Annotated in this window: 17 protein-coding genes and 2 pseudogenes; 5 read left to right on the top strand and 14 right to left on the bottom strand. The window is 42.7% G+C overall.

Annotation, left to right across the window (positions count from 1 at the left end; genetic code table 11):
* Nucleotides 1-314: 314 nt before the first annotated feature.
* The gene (locus AB204_RS19690; RefSeq protein ID WP_047965086.1) at nucleotides 315-977 is read right to left on the bottom strand and encodes a phosphatase PAP2 family protein; all 663 of its coding nucleotides are present in this window, start codon (nucleotides 975-977) and stop codon (nucleotides 315-317) included.
* Between the two features lie 647 nt (nucleotides 978-1624).
* On the opposite strand from AB204_RS19690, the gene AB204_RS19685 reads away from it, so the two are divergent.
* On the top strand, nucleotides 1625-2497 hold the full coding sequence (locus AB204_RS19685) for a phosphorothioated DNA-binding restriction endonuclease (protein ID WP_047965085.1): 873 nt from the start codon (nucleotides 1625-1627) through the stop codon (nucleotides 2495-2497).
* A 60-nt stretch (nucleotides 2498-2557) separates the two neighbouring features.
* Here the strand turns inward: AB204_RS19685 and potD are convergent, their stop codons facing one another.
* From potD to potA, 4 genes are all read right to left on the bottom strand, one after another.
* The gene (gene potD, locus AB204_RS19680) at nucleotides 2558-3610 is read right to left on the bottom strand and encodes a spermidine/putrescine ABC transporter substrate-binding protein PotD (RefSeq protein ID WP_047965084.1); all 1053 of its coding nucleotides are present in this window, start codon (nucleotides 3608-3610) and stop codon (nucleotides 2558-2560) included.
* A gap of 250 nt (nucleotides 3611-3860) precedes the next feature.
* Nucleotides 3861-4640, bottom strand: a complete 780-nt coding sequence (gene potC, locus AB204_RS19675) for a spermidine/putrescine ABC transporter permease PotC (RefSeq protein WP_047965083.1) — start codon at nucleotides 4638-4640, stop codon at nucleotides 3861-3863.
* Nucleotides 4637-5497 (bottom strand): spermidine/putrescine ABC transporter permease PotB, encoded by an 861-nt coding sequence (gene potB / locus AB204_RS19670; protein ID WP_047965082.1) that lies wholly within the window; start codon nucleotides 5495-5497, stop codon nucleotides 4637-4639. The genes potC and potB overlap by 4 nt, the downstream gene beginning before the upstream one ends.
* Nucleotides 5481-6596 (bottom strand): spermidine/putrescine ABC transporter ATP-binding protein PotA, encoded by a 1116-nt coding sequence (potA, locus tag AB204_RS19665; protein ID WP_047965081.1) that lies wholly within the window; start codon nucleotides 6594-6596, stop codon nucleotides 5481-5483. Before potA ends, potB begins: the two co-directional genes overlap by 17 nt.
* A gap of 877 nt (nucleotides 6597-7473) precedes the next feature.
* Between potA and AB204_RS19660 the strand changes: the two genes are divergently transcribed.
* Together AB204_RS19660 and AB204_RS22910 are read left to right on the top strand one after the other, a co-directional pair.
* Nucleotides 7474-8181 carry a hypothetical protein gene (locus AB204_RS19660; RefSeq protein ID WP_047965080.1) on the top strand — a complete coding sequence of 236 codons (708 nt, stop codon included), beginning with the start codon at nucleotides 7474-7476 and terminating at the stop codon, nucleotides 8179-8181.
* Nucleotides 8182-8271: 90 nt separating this feature from the next.
* Nucleotides 8272-8424 carry a hypothetical protein gene (locus AB204_RS22910; protein WP_235428152.1) on the top strand — a complete coding sequence of 51 codons (153 nt, stop codon included), beginning with the start codon at nucleotides 8272-8274 and terminating at the stop codon, nucleotides 8422-8424.
* A 44-nt stretch (nucleotides 8425-8468) separates the two neighbouring features.
* Here AB204_RS22910 and AB204_RS19655 read toward each other — a convergent pair whose 3' ends face one another.
* The 7 genes and pseudogenes from AB204_RS19655 to AB204_RS19625 form a co-directional block, all read right to left on the bottom strand.
* On the bottom strand, nucleotides 8469-9101 hold the full coding sequence (locus AB204_RS19655) for a bifunctional 4-hydroxy-2-oxoglutarate aldolase/2-dehydro-3-deoxy-phosphogluconate aldolase (RefSeq protein WP_047965079.1): 633 nt from the start codon (nucleotides 9099-9101) through the stop codon (nucleotides 8469-8471).
* A complete protein-coding gene (locus AB204_RS19650) occupies nucleotides 9067-10077 on the bottom strand; it encodes a sugar kinase (protein WP_084728638.1) in 1011 nt (336 codons plus the stop codon). The genes AB204_RS19655 and AB204_RS19650 overlap by 35 nt, the downstream gene beginning before the upstream one ends.
* 3 nt (nucleotides 10078-10080) lie before the next feature.
* Complete coding sequence (uxaC, locus tag AB204_RS19645) at nucleotides 10081-11520, bottom strand: glucuronate isomerase (RefSeq protein ID WP_047965078.1); 1440 nt, start codon at nucleotides 11518-11520, stop codon at nucleotides 10081-10083.
* 18 nt (nucleotides 11521-11538) lie between these two features.
* Complete coding sequence (locus tag AB204_RS23270) at nucleotides 11539-13032, bottom strand: fructuronate reductase (protein WP_047965089.1); 1494 nt, start codon at nucleotides 13030-13032, stop codon at nucleotides 11539-11541.
* A pseudogene (gene uxuA / locus AB204_RS23265) lies at nucleotides 13024-14205 on the bottom strand (mannonate dehydratase); the annotation flags it as partial. The pseudogene uxuA and the gene AB204_RS23270, both read right to left, overlap by 9 nt.
* Before the next feature lie 14 nt (nucleotides 14206-14219).
* Nucleotides 14220-15518, bottom strand: coding sequence for a TRAP transporter large permease (locus tag AB204_RS19630; RefSeq protein WP_047965077.1), 1299 nt, complete (start codon nucleotides 15516-15518; stop codon nucleotides 14220-14222).
* Nucleotides 15519-15534: 16 nt separating this feature from the next.
* Nucleotides 15535-16041 (bottom strand): TRAP transporter small permease, encoded by a 507-nt coding sequence (locus AB204_RS19625; protein WP_047965076.1) that lies wholly within the window; start codon nucleotides 16039-16041, stop codon nucleotides 15535-15537.
* A gap of 261 nt (nucleotides 16042-16302) precedes the next feature.
* On the opposite strand from AB204_RS19625, the gene AB204_RS19620 reads away from it, so the two are divergent.
* Complete coding sequence (locus AB204_RS19620) at nucleotides 16303-17283, top strand: TRAP transporter substrate-binding protein (RefSeq protein ID WP_047965075.1); 981 nt, start codon at nucleotides 16303-16305, stop codon at nucleotides 17281-17283.
* 120 nt (nucleotides 17284-17403) lie between these two features.
* Nucleotides 17404-18153 (top strand): FCD domain-containing protein, encoded by a 750-nt coding sequence (locus AB204_RS19615; RefSeq protein ID WP_152671588.1) that lies wholly within the window; start codon nucleotides 17404-17406, stop codon nucleotides 18151-18153.
* Between the two features lie 238 nt (nucleotides 18154-18391).
* Here the strand turns inward: AB204_RS19615 and AB204_RS19610 are convergent, their stop codons facing one another.
* Nucleotides 18392-18682: a HigA family addiction module antitoxin gene (locus AB204_RS19610; RefSeq protein WP_047965074.1), complete on the bottom strand. Its 291-nt coding sequence runs from the start codon at nucleotides 18680-18682 to the stop codon at nucleotides 18392-18394.
* Nucleotides 18682-18771: pseudogene (locus AB204_RS22595) on the bottom strand (type II toxin-antitoxin system RelE/ParE family toxin); the annotation flags it as partial. The gene AB204_RS19610 and the pseudogene AB204_RS22595, both read right to left, overlap by 1 nt.
* Between the last annotated feature and the right edge of the window lie 587 nt (nucleotides 18772-19358).

Here is a 19358-nt window from a genome sequence, read left to right as displayed (position 1 = left end):
TAATCATAGTGTTTGTTGTGTTTATGTAAATTAAAAATTAACATTACCTTACAAGTAAACTTACTTGATTTAATCATTAAAAATAGTCATTTTTGTTTTTATTTCATAAGTAATTAATGCATATATAAAAATCCTAGAGATATCGTTTAAATATTAATCCGATAGTTTTGCTTGTTCTTAAATAAAAGAAAATTATCGGTTCACCAACACATATATCTTTTAAAAGTAAAAATACTTAGTTTAATCCTCTGAATAAAAGCAACCTGTTTAGAAGAATCACGTCGTTAAATAACATGCTATTTTACTTCTTATTTCTATTTTTCCATATCCCATTTTTTGCTGCGCTTAAAATCAAAACGCGCGACAGCCGCCTGTAAGATTAGCTGACACAATGTACCAATCACAATTGCCATCAATATTCCCGCCATAAGATCGATAAATAAATGCCGCCGTAACTGAATGATAGAAAAACCGATCAACACGCCCCACATTAACCACAACAGTCGCCTGATCTTTTGCTGTTTTTGCCAAAGAACATAGACAGATAATACCGTCAGTGAAGCATGTAACGAAGGCAGACAGTTTTGGGCCGAATCTATCGTGATCAAGTGAATCAGCATACGATCGGTGATTTTGTCACCCACAATAGGTGGATAATCGAGAGTAGTGGGATAGAATAAATAAATCAGGCCAGAAAACAATGCACAACCCTGCATGGCTAACATCAACCAGCGCACACGAGATAGCGGACAACACAGATACGCCAATGGTATTAATAAGAAAAAAGAGAGATAGAGCCAAATGCCATTGGAAGAAAACGCGATCCACTGATCAATAACAGAAAGCGGTAATACCATCGCCTGATCGTAACCATTCATCTGATAATTCGCTGTCAATTGGTAAATCATTCCAACCATTCCCCATCCCAATAAACAGCACAATAAGCGGTATCCTAACCGTTCAATGCGCCAATTCATTCTAGCCTCCTGATCTTTTGGCAACTTTCATTATTATTATCCAATCCAATTATCACATCAGTTACAAGCCTGTTTATAGCGTCAAAGTTTCTTACTCTACCCATTATTTTTTCCACAATGATACAGGCAGCACTATCACTGAAAATAAAAATCTCAGAATAAAGACGCTATGAAGATAGGGTTAGTGTAAACTATTATCTATCAGATAATTAATGGAACAGAAAGAGAATATTTATTGAGTTAAGGCAATTTAAAATCAAATGGAAAACACACTCAATTGGAAGATAAATTATTTTATTAAATATTTATTGAATTCATATTGTTATGAGTAAAAATATGAAATACTCAGAGATATCTATATTTTTCATGATAGGATAACACTTTAATCCAATAAACGATTTTTAATGTTTACTAGTATAATTTCACCAGATTGAATAATTTCAGATAAATCTATTTTATAACATCATTGTTAATAACCATCATTTTTAAATAAGAGGTGTATAAAGTTACACATTTAACTACCTATACACCCTCTTCAACATACCATGACATCACTCACGACGAAAAACAGTCAAACCAACACCTTGCCCTCCCTCACTTTTGCGAGCATGATCGCAATACCTTTCTTCATTAATCAAACAGCTTACATGCCTACAATCAAAGAACTACAAGTTGCAATCTCAAACCTTTCTATTTGGCGTAAGGGGGATCAACGTGCACCACATAAGCCGTTATTGTTGTTGTACGTACTCTCTCAATATCAGAAAGGTCATGAACAACTGTTTGATTATGGAGAGGAAATCCACCAGCCATTATTGGATCTACTCAATAACTTTGGCCCAAGACGTAAAAGCCACGACCCTTCCTTACCCTTCTGGCGATTACGTGGCGATGGATTTTGGGAATTGCAGAATACCGAGCTTTGCACACCACAAAAAGGCAGCAGGCAACCACCAAGACGCGAGCTGATTGAATTCGGCGTTAAGGCCGGTTTCGACCAATCAAGCTATAAGCTATTGCGCAGTAAACCCTCTACCATCAATAAACTGGCACAACAAATCCTCAGTGAACATTTCCCTGACAGCATACAGGAACTGCTCGCCAATCAATTGGATTTCTCTTTAAGTGATATCCGTAAAAAGCGTGATCCACATTTTCGCCGGCAAATATTACGTGCCTATAACTACGAGTGTGCTATATGTGGTTACAACCTGCGGCATGACAGTACTCCCGTTGGGCTGGAAGCGGCACATATCAAATGGAAACAACACGGTGGCCCTTGTACCGTAAATAACGGGCTGGCCTTATGTTCGCTGCACCATTCCGCATTCGATATGGGTTCAATCAGTATTGACAATAATATGAATTTACTGGTTTCAGAAAGTATTAATGGTGGCCGAATGGTTAAGCAACTTTTTTGGAGTTTTGCAAAACAACCTATATTACTTCCCCAAAACAAAGACTATTATCCGTTGGAAAGTTTTATCACTTGGCATCGTAATCAGGTTTTTAAAGAATAACCTGAAAATATATTAAAAAGGGGAGACAAAGCTCCCCTAATAATTCAACTGAATGTCAGATCACTGACCTGCTTTCAATTTCTGGAAATATTCTTCGTACAGAATATTGGCATTGCCAACATCATTCTGCCATTCCCCTTTCTGGATCACAGCTTCATCGGGATACAAAGATTTATCTTCTGTCATTTCTTTCGACAGTAATTTTTTCGCACCCAAGTTCGGGGTTGGATAACCAATTTTCTTGGCAACCTGTGCCGCAATTTCTGGACGTAACAAGAAATCAATCAACTTCATTGCACCATCGACATTCTTGGCATTCGCCGGAATAGCCAGACTATCCATCCAGAAAATCCCGCCTTCTTTCGGCCAGATAATATCAACAGGTGTGCCAGCCTGACGCGCGACATAAGCAGAGCCAGTCCACATCATGCCGATATCAACCTCACCTTCCATAAATGGATTGGCTGGGTTATCAGAGTTAAATGCCAGTACGTTTGGCATCAGTTTTCTCAGTTCCTGATAAGCAGCTTCAATCTCTTTCGGATCGGTAGTATTGCCGGAATATCCCAATTTCAACAGCGCCATTTGGAAGACTTCACGCGCATCGTCAGTCAGTACTAAGCTGCTTTTGTACTCTGGCTTCCAAAAATCAGCCCAGGAAGAAATAGTCTTAGGATCAATATTATCGCTGTTGACGCCAATCGTCGTTGCGCCCCAAATATAAGGAATCGAATAGTCGTTATTCGGGTCAAAAGACTTATGCAGCAAGTTAGGATCAAGATTATGGAAGTTGCTCAATTTACTTGTATCGATTTTTTGCAACATCCCTTCTTTACTCATCTTTGAGACAAAGTAAGTGGATGGAACCACTAAATCGTAAGCGCCATCTTTATAGGTTTTCAGCTTGGTGTACATGCTCTCATTGGATTCATAGGTGGAATAAATCACCTTAATCCCAGTTTCTTTAGTGAACTGGTTGAGCAAACCAGGCGGAACATATTCAGTCCAGTTGTAGAAATACAGCGTCTTGCCATCATTAGCAGAAGCGGCATTCACCAAACCCATGCTTAATGCCATCATCCCAGCGGCTAACAGATAAAACCACTTTTTCATGTCATGCTTTCCACGCAGTCAGTGCGTTAGTATCGTATATAGGTTCAACATGAACCTACCCCCCAAAAAAAGCTATTATAAAAGCCGCATTTTATAGGGTAAAGCCGCTTGTTAGCTTATAGGATTACGCATTGTACAATTCACTCATATTCAGTGAACAATACGGCAATAACGCGTGAAATTGACAATAAAAAAGCAGTAACAAATAAGAAAAGCGTGGCCAAGCTGCAACCACGCTGAATAGAGAAGTTCAGGATTTACTGGTGCGATCACGCATCACAAATTGGCTAATCAATACCAAAACCAACGACATTATTAACAAAATCGTTGCCAATGCGTTAACTTCCGGCGAAACCCCGACTTTTACCATGGAATAGATTTTCAGTGGCAGGATTTCATAACTTGGCCCTGTTACAAATGAGGAAACGACCACATCATCCATCGACAAGGTAAAGCTCAGTAACCAACTAGCCATCACTGCCGGCATCGCCAATGGCAGGATGATTTTACGCAGGATAGTCAGTTCACTCGCCCCCAAATCGCGCGCCGCTTCCAGCATTTTGACATCGAAATCTTTCAGGCGGGAATAAACCGTCACAACCACAAACGGCAGGCAGAAAGTAATGTGGGAAAACAGCAATGACCAGAACCCAAGTGAGATGCCGAGCAGCATGAACAGCACCAGCAATGAAATCGCCATCACGATATCCGGCGACATCATCACCACAAACAACATGCCGCCCACAAACTTTTTGCCACGGAACGAGTAACGGTACAGGGCAACCGCAGTCAGGGAACCAATCAGCGTGGCGAACGTGGCGGATGCTACCGCCATCGTCAGGGAGTGGCCTGCCGCTTGTAGCAGGCTGTCATTGGAGAACAGCAGGCTATACCACTCGGTGGTAAAACCCTGCCAGCTAACGCCAAAGCGTGACTGGTTAAACGAACTTACCAGCAGAATAATAATCGGGATATACAGGTAAGCATAAACGATGGTCATGAAGCCACCGCGCAACAGGCGTCCGATCATTCCAGTTCTACCTTCTTGTTCAGTAGCTTAGCCGCACGATAGTAAACCAATAACATCAGCCCCATCACCAGCGTCAGACAGATGCTGGTCGCCGCCCCAAACGGCCAATCGCGGATATTGAGGAATTGGCTCTTAATCACGTTACCGATAAGCAGGTTTTTCGCCCCGCCCATCAAGTCAGCCACGTAGAACAGCCCCATCGCAGGTAGCAATACCAGCAGACAGCCTGCAATAATGCCCGGCATCGTCAGTGGTACGATAATGCGGATAAAGGTCTGTAATTTACCCGCCCCTAAATCGCGCGCCGCTTCCAGACAGGAGTTATCCAGCTTCTCAATACTGGAATAGAGTGGCATCACCATAAACGGCAGCAAGATATAAACCAGCCCCAGCACAACAGCTTCGGGGGTATACATAATGCGAAACGGTTTATCGATAATCCCCACCCACAGCAGAAAATCATTCAAATAGCCACGGGTACTGAGGAACATCTTCAAACCATAAATACGGATTAACGAGTTCGTCCAGAACGGTACAATCAGCAGAAACAGCATGAGCGGACGCAGTTTTCTCGGCATTCGCGCCAGGAAAAAAGCGAACGGATAACCAATCACCAGGCAGCACAACGTCGCCACAATCGCCATATTCAGCGAATGTAGCAATACTTCGGCATACAGAGGATCGAACAACCGGGCATAGTTATCCAGTGAAAATACCATCTGTACCAGATTGGCATCATCACGGGTCAGGAAGCTGGTTCCGATGATCATCAGATTCGGCAGGAAGACGAACAGCATCAACCACGATACCACGCCCGTAATGACGATATTCTGGAATAGCTTACGCGTCTTCTTCATCGACCAGTACAACCTCCCAGCTTTCTACCCAAGTGACGGCAATCTTCTGGTTCAGGGAATGGTCAACATCAGGATCGTCTTCATTAAAGAATTCGCTCACCATGACCATTTTGCCATTTTCCATTTCGACCACAGAATCCAGCGTCATTCCCTTGTAGTTACGTTCACGGACATAACCAATCAAACCAGATACTTGCTCACCGTTATTGATCTCTTCCACGCGCAGATCTTCCGGGCGCAGCAACACTTTCAGCGTTTGCCCAACCGTCACTGGCAGTGCGGTGAAAATATCACATTCGTGGCCTTCGACATTGGCGCGTATCCGTTGCTCATCAATGCGATGCAACACTTCGGCATCAAAAATATTGATTTCGCCGATAAAGCGGGCAACAAACAGGTTTTTCGGCTCTTCATAAATCTCACGCGGAGAACCATCCTGTTCGATACGCCCGTCACGCATCACCACGATACGGTCTGACATGACCAGCGCTTCTTCCTGATCATGGGTCACGAAGATAAAGGTAATGCCGAGCTTGCGCTGAAGCGCTTTCAGCTCATTTTGCATCTGCTTGCGCAATTTGTAATCGAGCGCGGACAGTGACTCATCCAACAGCAGGACTTTGGGTTTATTCACAACCGCACGGGCAATTGCCACACGCTGCTGCTGGCCACCGGAAAGCTGGGCGGGTTTACGCTGGGCAAACTCTTCAAGCTGAACCATGCGCAATGCTTCTTCAACACGCGGAGCAATCTCTTTTTCCGATGTTTTCTGCATTCGAAGGCCAAAAGCGACGTTTTCAAATACGGTCATATGGGGGAACAGGGCATAACTTTGGAAGACCGTATTAACATGACGGTGCTCGGCCGGGATATCGGTAATATCCAGCCCTTCCAGTAAAATCTTGCCGCAGTTCGCATCTTCCAGCCCGGCAATCAGACGGAGTACTGTGGTTTTGCCACAACCGGATGGTCCAAGAATGGTCAGGAACTCGCCATCATTGATTGTCAGATCGAGCTGTGAAATAACTTGTTTACCGTCGAAGCCCTTACTTAAGGCTTTCAATTCAACAAGTGGTGTCAGAGAGGTATTCTCAGTCATTTATGCTATCATCTATCCCTTGGAATAATGCAGATAGAACCGCCACGGGAAAAGACTGTGTCAGCTAGCAGGAAGCATCATTTCTCCGCTAAAGCTCAAAGCCAGTGGCGCCGGTTGAAATTACGAAGCGCGCATAATAAACGCAGTAAGCCCAAATTGAAAGCCGAAACAATGACAATATGTCATTTTTTATTATCATTTTACGGATGATAACATTGTGTACTATTCTGAACCTATTTTTTTTAGATTGAAATAGTTTCTTGTTGATTGTTTTGCAACCACACAAACACCCTGTTTCACCTCAATCATTCCCCTATTTACTGAGGCTTACAAAAACACCAACATTTTTCTTCCTGTTGCAACATTCTGACTCCCTTTCACACCAATAATCATCATTCAAAAACAGAACTCTTTTTTTGATATTGGAATTCATTAATTTATTAGCATTATTTTTTATTGTTTTAATAACTAACCTTATAATTAATTATTTTTACTGAAATTAAAATAATTAAGAACTCCATAACCATTTAAGAAAATAATCTAAAGCCTGACTTTACACTCTAATTCTTTGGCTATATTTCCCCAAAAATACAGATGATTGCAGGGGTAGTTGGTTGAGATTTTTTTGTGGGAGAAGTTGTGGGTAGATGCAACTCCTAAAACTTACCTAATCGTCAGTCCGGTATAGCTCTTCACGACATTGATGGCAGTAATGAACTCTATTATCAGGGATTTTCTGCCATAAATAACTGCTAATGCGATTTGAGCCACAAAAATGCAGCAGATTCTTCTATACCCTATCGTCATGTAAGTTACACGATTCTACACCAGTAAATAATTCATAAACCCACCATCCTTGCAATAAGGAAGATTATTTATGAGATTCAGATCAAAATCTTTCGACATTGACAGACCAAATTATTTCAGTCCGTTGAGTCGCTCTCAATCCAGCCCAAGCCTAATTTCAAAATCTTTTGATGCCAGAGCATCCTTATCCACAGAAAAAGTTTCTTTATCAAAATCATATGAGATCGCAGAACGCCTAAAATTTCAGATAGAGAGCGAGAAATGGAAAGTTAAACTGAATAAAGAAGAGAAAAGAGATTTAGAGTTGAGAAATTGGAGTGATAGATGCGTATATTCTTGTGGTATCTTTCAATCTATAAAGGAAAGAACATGTGAATTATTAAAAGAAGAGGTCAGTCAACAAGAAAAATATCATTGTTTTGTAACAAGTTTTAGAGGGTTCCCTGTAGGAATTCTGATAATTACCACTACAGAAAAGAAAGTACTTAATGCACCTAAACTTCTGCCTGATGTTCCTCTCATTACGGATATTTCCACACATCCAGGTATCAGGGGTTGTGGAATCCCGCTAATCGAGTGTGCAGTCAATTTATCTTACCAATTAGGTAAAAATGGTGTCGTTCAACTTACTCCAATTGATGAAAGTGAAGGTTCTTATAGTCATATGGGATTTACTAAAATAAAGTCTAATAGACTTGTTTTTATGGTCTTAAAACCAGCAGAAAGCCCTAAATGGCGTTTAATAAATGGGCGTTATCGTTTTTTATGGAATGTATAATTAAATTTATTCTGATATAAACAGAAGAATTAACCGAACCTATCTTTAAATTTCTTCGAGCTAATTCATTTAGTTTTTGGTGATATGGATTTGTTTGAACATCAACAACGTGATGATTTAACCAAAGATACAATTATCTATGCACTCCACGGTGTTAAACAACTCGATGATTTTCTGGAAGAAGCATTTGAACAAGCAAGAAATATCGTTACGATTATTTCACCGTGGCTAAGATATAGATAAATTACAGATGATGTCATTATGGCACACAAGACCTCATTATCCCGTCATAACAAGCCCACTAACTCCACCGCCTCCCTTACCAATTCACCTATCTTCTTCCACTCCTTATCCCGGATCAACTGTGGGCTGACCATCCAGGATCCTCCACATGCCACAATTTGTGGGATAGCAAGATAATCGCGAATATTCTTAACACTGATCCCACCTGTCGGCATGACTTGTAACTGTGGGTACGGTGCAAGTAGCGCTTTAATCATCGCAATTCCACCTGATGGTTCAGCCGGGAAGAATTTGACAAAATCGATGCCTAATTCCAGCGCTTGTTCGATCGTGCTGGCGTTATTCACGCCGGGAATGATAGGGATACCAATTTGTTGGCACGCCTGTACGGTGTTTGGGTTAAATCCCGGTGAGACGATAAACTCTGCCCCCGCTATTTTTGCCTGACGCACATGCTCACGATGGAGCACCGTTCCGGCACCGATCAGCATATCTGGTCGTTCAGCCTTCAGCAGGCTAATCGCTTCGGCGGCACTCTCGGTACGAAACGTGATTTCAGCGACAGGCAGGCCGTTGTCTGCTAATGCGTGACCAAGCGGAATGATATCCCTGGCCTCTTCAATGGCTATCACAGGCACAATTTTAATCTGACGCAGACGTATCATTATCTTTTGCATTTTCATTCTCTCCGATTTCTTTCGAATTAAAAAAACGTGCCGTAATCCCTTGTGTCACTGTCTGCGGCACAATCGCACCTTTATGCTGGATCACAACTCCTGCGAGCTGATGCCCCATTAATGCTGAATCATGAACGGATTTCCCGTTTAACAACCCCGCGATAAAACCCGCATTAAAAGCATCGCCTGCCGAAGTGGTATCAACGACCGGTGTAACAGGTTGAGTCTTAATATGTTGTGTGGCATTGCAGCCACTTAAGTCACGATAAAAACAACCCCTTTTACCCGCCTTGATAATAGCTTGTTTAACTCCCATTCTTTTCAGGCGATTAAAACTTTCCTCAATTGACGTATCTCCCCATAGGCTCGCTTCATCATCGTCAGTGACTAATGCAATATCAGTGATGGCATACATCTGTTGATAACACTCACGGGCTTGCGTTTCATTTTCCCATAAGGCCGGACGATAATTACTGTCAAAGAAAATCACTTTCCCTTCAGAAGATAACTGTTTCAAATCAATTAGCAGCAATTGGCGATCATGTTCTGGCAAAATCGCTAAACTGATCCCACTGAGATAGAGCACATCCATGTTCTGCAATTTCTGGCGCAATATAGGGTAATCAGAATGCTGCAAGAGATAACGCGCCGCCGAGTTATTGCGCCAGTAAAGAAACGTGCGCTCACCTTTTTCATCAAGTTGGATCAGGTATAAACCGGGCTGATGCGCGTTATCACGCAACACTAACGAAGTATTAATGCCCTCTTGCTGCCAGCGTGAGATCATGCCTTCGCTCAAGAGATCAGTTCCCATCACCGTGACGAAATGGACATCAATCGTATCGCCGCCAGTGCGAGCCAAGTAAACCGCACTATTCAGTACATCACCGCCATAGCTTTGTGTCATGGCACCAAATGGGATGCCATTTAGCTCAATCATACATTCGCCAATCAGGGCAATTTTCCGCATCTGCATTCTTTAATCCTTCACTGCCTGAAAATAACGTTCAGCATTATTGAAACAGATATCCTGAACTATCTGTCCCAGCATTTTTTCATCATGTGGGATTTCGCCATTTTCGGCCCAGTTCCCCAGCATATTGCAGAGAATGCGACGAAAGTATTCATGACGGGTATAGGATAAGAAACTGCGTGAATCTGTCAGCATACCGACAAACTGGCTTAATAAGCCTAACTGGGAGAGTTGCTCTAATTGGCGCTGCATGCCATCTTTTTGATCGTTAAACCACCAGCCCGATCCAAATTGGATTTTGCCCCCCAGACTTTTCCTGCCTTGCGCAAGGCTTCCGCCCTGAAAATTGCCAATCATGGTAGCGATCACTTCATTATCGCGGGGGTTTAAGCAATAGAGAATGGTCTTCGGTAATTCGTCTGTTTTATCCATCTCATCCAGCAAACGTGATAATGGGTAAGCGATATGATTATCCCCAATGGAATCAAAGCCGCTGTCTGGCCCTAACAGATTAAACATACGCGTGTTGTTATTGCGCAAAGCGCCAATATGCAGTTGCATTACCCAGCCGCGTTTTGCGTACTGCTTACCTAACCAAACCAGCACCGCTGTCGTAAATTGTGCTATTTCTAATTCACTGAGTAATTGCCCTTGTCTGCGCTTTTGCAAAATAATATCTAACACTTTTTCGTCAGGTATCGGCGCATAACGCAACTGTTCAATACCATGATCCGATGCCACACAACCGTGATCCTGAAAGTGTTCGAGACGGCACTCTACTGCCTGCAATAAATCAGCAAAACGCCCGATAACGATATCTGCAACTTCTCCTAATCGTTCGAGATAGTCACAAAAACCCGGTAACTCAATTTTGAAGATTTTGTCTGGACGCCAGCTTGGTAATACTTTGATGGTAAAGTCTTTATCTTTTGCGATCTGTTGATGATATTCGAGAGAATCAATGGGGTCATCCGTTGTTCCTGCCATCCGTACCTGCATTTGCTGCATAATGCCACGGGCAGAAAATTCAGGTTGAGATAGTTTCTCGTTTGCCTCATGCCAGATAGCCTCTGCGGTGTCTGGCCCAAATAATTTTTCGCTAATGCCAAATGGGCGTCGCAGTTCCAGATGTGTCCAGTGATAAAGTGGATTGCCGATCGTCAGAGGAACTGTTTTCGCCCATGCAAGGTATTTTTCGTAATCACGGCTTTCAGCACCGGTAATCAGCGCCTCTTCAATCCCTGCCGCACGCATTGCCCGCCATTTATAATGATCGCCCTCCAACCAGATTTGACCAAGGTTGTGGAAACTGCGGTTTTGCGCAATCTCTTTTGGGTTGAGATGACAGTGATAATCATAGATAGGCATCAACGCAGCGTAATCATGATAAAGGCTGCGGGAAACGTCATTATTTAACAGGAAATCTTCACACATAAAGGTTTTCATCATGTTTTCCTCTATGGCCTAAAGAGCCGCAACCGCTTGGCGTGCGCCGAAATTCAGTAAGTTCTGGTAGGCTTGGGTGACGTTATCGACAAATTCGTGATTTTTTACCAGTTTTTTGCCGAAAATCGACTCAATCGCCAATAGCTCTTTCACCACATCTTCCGCCACAGAAACAGAATGACCACTACCATATTGGGTAGGAATCGCGGCAAAAATCGCAGCAAAGGTTTCTTTTAATGGATCACGCACATCAATGGGTTGGCCTTGTTCATCCACGCCGCTGATATAACGCATCCACCCCGCCACACCGAGCGCTAAATGGCGATAATCACTTCCCCTCAAAAGGTGCCATTCAATGGAATCAATCATGCGCTGTGGCAATTTCTGGCTGCCATCCATCGCAATTTGCCATGTCTGATGTTTTAACGCCGGGTTAGTGAACCGTTCGATCAATTTATCGGCATAGGCCATTAAGTCGATATCTGCTGGCATCGACAGCGTTGGAGCTTGTTCATTCAGCATCAGTGCATACACTGCCCGACGATAATCGGCATTTGTCATCGTATCGGAGATATGCGCATAGCCGCCCAAATAGCCCAGATAAGCCAGAAATGAATGAGCACCATTTAACATGCGCAATTTCATCATTTCAAAGGGCGCCACATCGTCCACAAATTGCGCACCGGCAAGATCCCAATCCGGACGCCCATTCACAAAGTTATCTTCAATCACCCATTGACGGAAAGGTTCGCAGGCAATGGCACAAGGATCTTCAACGCCCAGCCGTTGGGCAATTTCAGTTAACGTTTCTGGTGTGGCTGCCGGCACAATACGATCCACCATCGTGCAGGGAAATGTCACTTGGTTTTCTATCCATTGTGCCAATTTTTCGTCCTGCAAACGCGCCAGACCCAATACGGCTTCACGGGCAACATGCCCATTTTCCCGAACGTTATCGCACGACAAAATCGTCACAGCGGGTAGCCGGCGTTCAAAACGCAATCTTAATGCCGCAGTGATATACCCGATGGCTGATCTTGGCACAGCGGGATTGGCAATATCTTTAATAATCAACTCATTATTGGGATCTAAACGCCCTGTCGCGGCATCAGTACAATATCCTTTTTCGGTGATTGTCAAAGAGATGATGGCAACATCAGGGTTCGCCATTTTTTCGATAATCGCCTGAACGCCATCAATTAATGGATGCATCCCCTCTTTCATTGAGCCAATGATTTTTAATGTGATCCCCTCCTGCCCTTTCTCTGCGACGGTATAGCGCATGGATTGTTTTTTAAGATTTTCAATCAGTGAGGCATCGTTTAGCATCAGATTAACTTCACAGAATCCCCAATCACTGTCTGTTTGTTCTAACACATGATGTGTATAAAGCGCCTGATGCGCGCGATGAAATGCGCCGCACCCTAAATGCACAATACGGGAAGTCAGGCGTTCGGTTGTCCAGCGAGGGCGTGGGACAGAAGTTATCGCATTGACAAGATTTTTTTCCATGATGGCACGATGGATACCCAACTCAAGGCCACGAATTTCAGCCAGCCCTTTCAGGCGGCCGATTGCCGAATAACCGGGGTTGGTTTTCTTTTTCAAATCATCAAGTATTTGATGACCATGATCAGGTCGCATTGGAATAAGGTGATTTTCACCCGCTGCCAACCGACGATGTTCTTCTTCCGCAACCGCTTTGATCACTTCATACATATCCACATCACCAGCAAGATGCGCCGCTTCGTGGAACGTGGAGGGGTTTTCTTCACGTACAGTTGAACGCAAATGGAGGAAATAGATACGGGAACCCAATGATTTGATCATCTTCACCAAATCATTATCCGCGCGCACGCCATAAGATCCGGTGCACATCGTATAACCATTGGCATTGCTGTCTACCGTTTCGGCTATCCAATGCATATCCTCTATCGTGGAAACAATGCGTGGCAGACCTAAGATCTCACGAGGCGGATCATCAGGATGAACGGCCATTTTGATACCGATTTCTTCCGCAACCGGAATGATCTTTTTTAGAAAATATGCAAAGTGCTCACGCAATTTGGCCCTATCAATTCCTGTATAACGTGTTAGGTGTTGGCGAAATTGTTCTAAGGTATAGCCTTCCTCTGCACCGGGAAGACCAGCGATGATTGTGTTTGTCAGTTTTTGTTTTTCTTCTTCTGTCATTGCAGCGAAGCGTGATTGCGCTTGCTCAATTTCATCATCGGAATACGCTTTTTCTGCACCACGGCGTTGCAAAATGTGGATATCAAAAACAGCAAATTCGATTTGATCAAAACGCAGCGCTTTTGAGCCATCAGGTAATTCATATTCGAGATCAGTACGTGTCCAATCCAGAACAGGCATAAAGTTGTAGCATATTGTTTTGATCCCGCAGGCAGCGAGGTTACGTAAGGTTTGTTGATAGTTTTCGATCCATCGATCGTACTCCCCGGTATGCGTTTTGATATCTTCATGAATGGGAACACTTTCTACAACTGTCCACTCAAGTTGATTATCTTCAATCAATGCCTTACGTTGTTTTATCTCTTCGATAGGCCAGACTCCGCCATTGGGAATATGGTGCAACGCCGTCACAATCCCTGTTGCTCCTGCCTGACGGATATCCGCTAATGAAACGGGATCTTCAGGCCCATACCAACGCCAAGTTTGTTTCATAATTCCCCCTATAACTAATTCAAGACTAATTCAGGTAACCATAAACTTAATTGCGGCAGATATGTCACCAGTGCCAGCGCCGAGATCAGCGCTATATACATTGGGAACAGTGGCTTCAATACTTTATCAATACTCACATCCCCCACAGAGCAACCCACAAATAAAGCGCTGCCTACGGGAGGCGTACAAATTCCAATGGCCAGATTAAACGTCATGATGATGCCAAAATGAACAGGGTCGATACCCATGCTCATCGCAACGGGTAAGAAAATCGGCGTGAAGATCAAAATGGCAGGGGTCATATCCATAAAGATCCCCACGATGAGCAGGATGATATTAATGACAAGCAGGATGGTCAGTGGATTATCAGAAACCGCCATCAACGCATCCGCAATCAGATAGGGCAGATCAGCATTGGCCATCGCCCAGGACATGCCCATCGATACGCCAATCAACAGTAAAACAATAGATGTGGTAACCGCTGAATCAAGAATAATTTTGGGCAGTTGCTTGAAACTCACTTCACGATAAATAACTACTGCGAGAATAAAACTGTAAAGAACTGCAATGGCTGATGCTTCCGTCGCCGTGAAGACCCCCGCAATAATCCCGCCCATAATCACTACAATGAGCATTAATGATGGTATTGCTTTCCACGCTGTATCAAAAAATTCGTTCCATGTTGGCCGAGGTGCAACAGGGTAGCGCTTCCTCTTGGCAATAATGGCAGACACAATCATAAGTGAAATCCCCATAATAATGCCGGGGATATAACCCGCTAAGAACAAGGCAGCAATAGATGTCCCCCCCGAAACCAACGAGTACACAATCAAGGTATTACTGGGTGGGATCAATAAACCAGAAGGACAAGAAGCGATATTCACAGCAGCAGACAGATTAGGATCGTATCCTTCTTTTCTCTGCATCGGTGCCATTGTCCCCCCTACCGCAGCAGCGGATGCCACTGCCGAGCCTGAAATTGCCCCGAAAAGCATGTTTGCCATGATATTGACGTGCAATAATGATCCCGGCAAACGGCCGCCAATCACTTTAGCCAGATTGATCAAACGCGCAGCAATCCCACCTTGATTCATAATGTTTCCGGCCAGGATAAAGAACGGGATCGCCAATAAAGAGAAGTTATCGACTCCCGCAGCCATACGTTGCGCAACAACCGTGATCGCAGATCCCAGCGGCAATGTCATCGTAATGGCGACTAACGAAGATAAGCCGATGGCAAAAGAAACAGGGACACTCAATACCAATAATATTGCAAATGTGCCAAAGAGTGCGGCAATGACATACCAGTCCATACGCTAACTCCACAAATTAATGACTCTCAGACACAACTGGCGGTTGACCAGAAAAATGCTGGAGAATCGAGATCACATCAACGAACGCGTAGAAAATCATCAATATTCCGCTGATAGGCAAACATAAATAGATGTACCCCATCTTCCAACCTAATACAGGTGTGATTTGACCATTTTCCAGTGTCGATGAAACAAGAAGGCTGCCACCATAAAGCAGCACAATGGAAGAAAATGAAATAATTACTGCCTGAATAATCAGACCGACAATACTTTTCTTTGCTCCGGTTAATTTCAACATCAACAGATCGATAGCAAGATGACGATGCTGCCCGGTTGTATATGCAGCGCCAATCATTGCGACCCACATAAACAGATAACGAGCTAATTCATCAGTCTCGGTGCTCGGTGCACCTAAGACATAGCGTGAAATTACCTGCCACGACACACATAAAACCAGAAAGGCCAGCAGGCAGATGGTAAAAAATGCCAAACTTTTATTGGTCATCGCTACAAGGTTTTTCATTTATCCGATTCCTGTCATTTTGGTTTACCAATTAAAGTCCACACAGGCATCAGAATCTATACTGATTGCACTAAAAACATTGAAATAAGTCCCTGAAAGAGGGTGAGATAGATCACAAACTCAAAAGGTCAACCAATAAGGCCATTTTTTGCGATTTAGATCGACCAATTGGATTTTGCCCTTTGCTCAATAAGTGAGATCTGATTATTGTTTGCCCACAGAAAATAACAAAAACCTACGCTCACCTCTGGAGAACCAAACATGCAGAACAACAAACGAATTTTAAACATAGTGACTGGCGTAATGCTTATGCTAGGGACATCTCAGGCTCTTGCTGTAACAACGCTGAAACTCAGCCATAACCAGAACCGAGACCATGCTGTTCATAAAGCCATGACCCAGTTCGCTAACGAAGTGAAAGAAAAAACCAACGGGGAAGTGCGTATTCGCATCTATTCTGATTCTCAATTGGGCAACCAACGTGAATCCATTGAATTAATGCAGAACGGCGCCCTGGATATTGCTAAATCCAATGCGGCAGAATTAGAAGCCTTCTCCCCGGCTTATTCCATTTTTAACCTGCCCTATTTATTCCGCGATAAAGGACACTATCAACAAGTCATCAATAGCGATATCGGTAAAGAAATCCTCAATTCAGGCCAAAACATGGGATTTATTGGTCTCACTTACTATGATGCGGGCGCACGTGGTTTTTATGCGAAAAAACCGATTAGAACGCCTGAAGATCTAAAAGGTTTGAAAATTCGCGTACAACCCAGTCCAACGGCAATTGCGATGGTGAAAGAGCTGGAAGGACACCCGACGCCATTAGCTTATGGTGAACTCTATACCGCATTGCAACAGGGAGTTGTGGACGCGGCTGAAAACAACATTACTTCTTTTACGCTAAGCCGCCATAGTGAAGTGACAAAATTCTTTTCGCTGGATGAGCATACGATGATCCCTGATGTCCTGTTAATATCGAACAATTCATTGAATAAATTAACCACTGAACAACAAGAGATTGTGAAAAAAGCGGCTCTGAACTCCTCAAAATACATGATTCAACTTTGGGAAAAATCAGAAAAGGAAGAGCAGGCTAAAGCAGAAAAACAAGGGGTTGAGTTTATTATCGTGGATAAAACCCTCTTTCAAGACGCAGTTAAACCCATGTATGACGATATTGCTAAAACTCAACCGGAATTATTCGAAATGGTAAATCGAGTGCGTAAAGTAGAATAATTTTCTCTCAAAACCACCTATTGTAACAAGAATAGGTGGTTATATTTCTGGCATTGATGCCTTAGAATACCATCATTTTTAGTCGTTCCATTTAAGTATATTACCTTACGGCGGCATTAAATGATGAACTTTGCAGACTCCAAGCGCCCCTATCATGAAGTAGCCCAATCATTACGTCAGATGATTGTAGATATGGATTATTCTCCCGGTGATCGTCTACCGACAGAACGTGAAATTGCAGAAAAGTTCGGCGTTTCGCGCACTCTTATTCGTGAAGCGTTAATTGTACTGGAATTGGACAACCTCATTGAAGTGCGCAAAAGCTCAGGTATTTATCTCACCCACCTGCCATGCTCTTCTTCAAGCGATACGACTATCAATGCCGCAGGGCCTTTTGAGTTATTACAGGCGCGCCAGTTATTGGAAAGTAATATCGCCGAGTTTGCGGCGCTCCAGGTTACTCCGGTCGATATTGCCAATATGCGCAACGCGTTAGAAAAAGAGAAAAATGATCTGATTTCGGGAGAAAGTGAATCCGGTGACAGGGAGTTTCATTTAGCCATCGCGCAGGCAACGCATAACAGTATGTTAGTTGAATTGCTTAAACAGTCCTGGGCGTGGCGTGAAAATAATCCCATGTGGATGAAACTGCATAGCCGAATTACCAATACCGACTATCGCAAAGCGTGGTTGGATGATCATCAGGCAATTTTGGCGGCGATGATCAAAAAAGATCCCGCAGCAGCGAAGCAAACAATGTGGCAACATTTAGAAAACGTGAAACAGAGTTTACTGGAATTATCCGATGTGGATGACCCTAATTTTGACGGGTATTTGTTTGAGTCTTATCCGGTTGGGATTGGGAAGTGAGTTTTTGACGCTGAGCTGGCTGAAAATCTCAAGACCTCGGAAGATCTGGGCCAGCTTTTCCGCTTCTTTAAAAAACTGACCGTTTTGAAACCACTTTTAAGGCTGAATTCTGGCTGCTTATCTGGGGCATGAAAAGCAACAGCCTAAATCTGGTTCTAATCCCTGTAATGAAAAGAATTACGAATAATTTAGCTACCTCAAGGCATTACCTTTTTTGGATATATGTTAAATCAATGTATTAAGCTCTGACTAACGCCAGATGATGTAGGTGACTTAAATCAACATGCTTCTTGGCCTCTTGCAAACTGTAATTTGCTTGTATTTTTAACCATGTTTCCGGTGTACTACCGATCACCACAGATAACTTCAATGCCATTTCCGGAGTGACGGAAGTCTGTCCAGAAAGAAGCCTGCTAGCGGTAGAAGGTGCGATTTCCATTGCTTTAGCAAACTGCCGTAAACTTACATTCATTTCTTCTAGTGTTTCAGCAATAATTTCCCCAGGATGTGCAGGGTTAGCCATTCTCATTAGTGATAATCCTCCAAATTAAGAATTTCAGCATCACCATCTGTGAATTTAAATGTGATGCGCCAATTGCCTGATACCTTGATTGAATAATTTCAGTCCAAAACTAACACTTCAATTGGTAAATAACTTCCCTAGACTCAAATATTGAACATAGTTATGTATATTATATTTTTTATTTCTACAACAAAAAATAGTCAAATAACTTAGCAATGATAGAAGCAATAATATTTTTACATTAAAGGAATGGTTAATTATTTTTCCATAAAACAATACATTAAAATATTATCTAATATACTTCTTGGATTCACGTATTAAGCACAACACCGTAATGAACGAAGTCAATGAGTCGGCATTCCTTTGAATAACTCATTCCCTTTAATTGAAGCGTTACCTCGGTTAATATTATTTTTATTATTAATGCATTTCATTGAAATTTAAATAACCAAGATCGCCATCACCATTTCATAAAATAACCTAAACTTCACTTTACATTCTAACTCCTTGGCGATACATTCCAAATAATACAGATAATTGACATTATCTATCCTCATCACAAAACAAATAATTAATAGCTGTAAAAACAAGCTGGCAATAAAAAATATATTAGTTCGATTTATTATTAAGATTAAATTATTTCGGTAAGAATCTGATATTAAGAAACCAAATTACTTGGTTC

The sequence above is a fragment of the Xenorhabdus khoisanae genome (genome assembly GCF_001037465.1).
In the GTDB taxonomy this organism is placed as follows: domain Bacteria; phylum Pseudomonadota; class Gammaproteobacteria; order Enterobacterales; family Enterobacteriaceae; genus Xenorhabdus; species Xenorhabdus khoisanae.
This window is presented reverse-complemented; position numbering and strand designations above follow the sequence as displayed.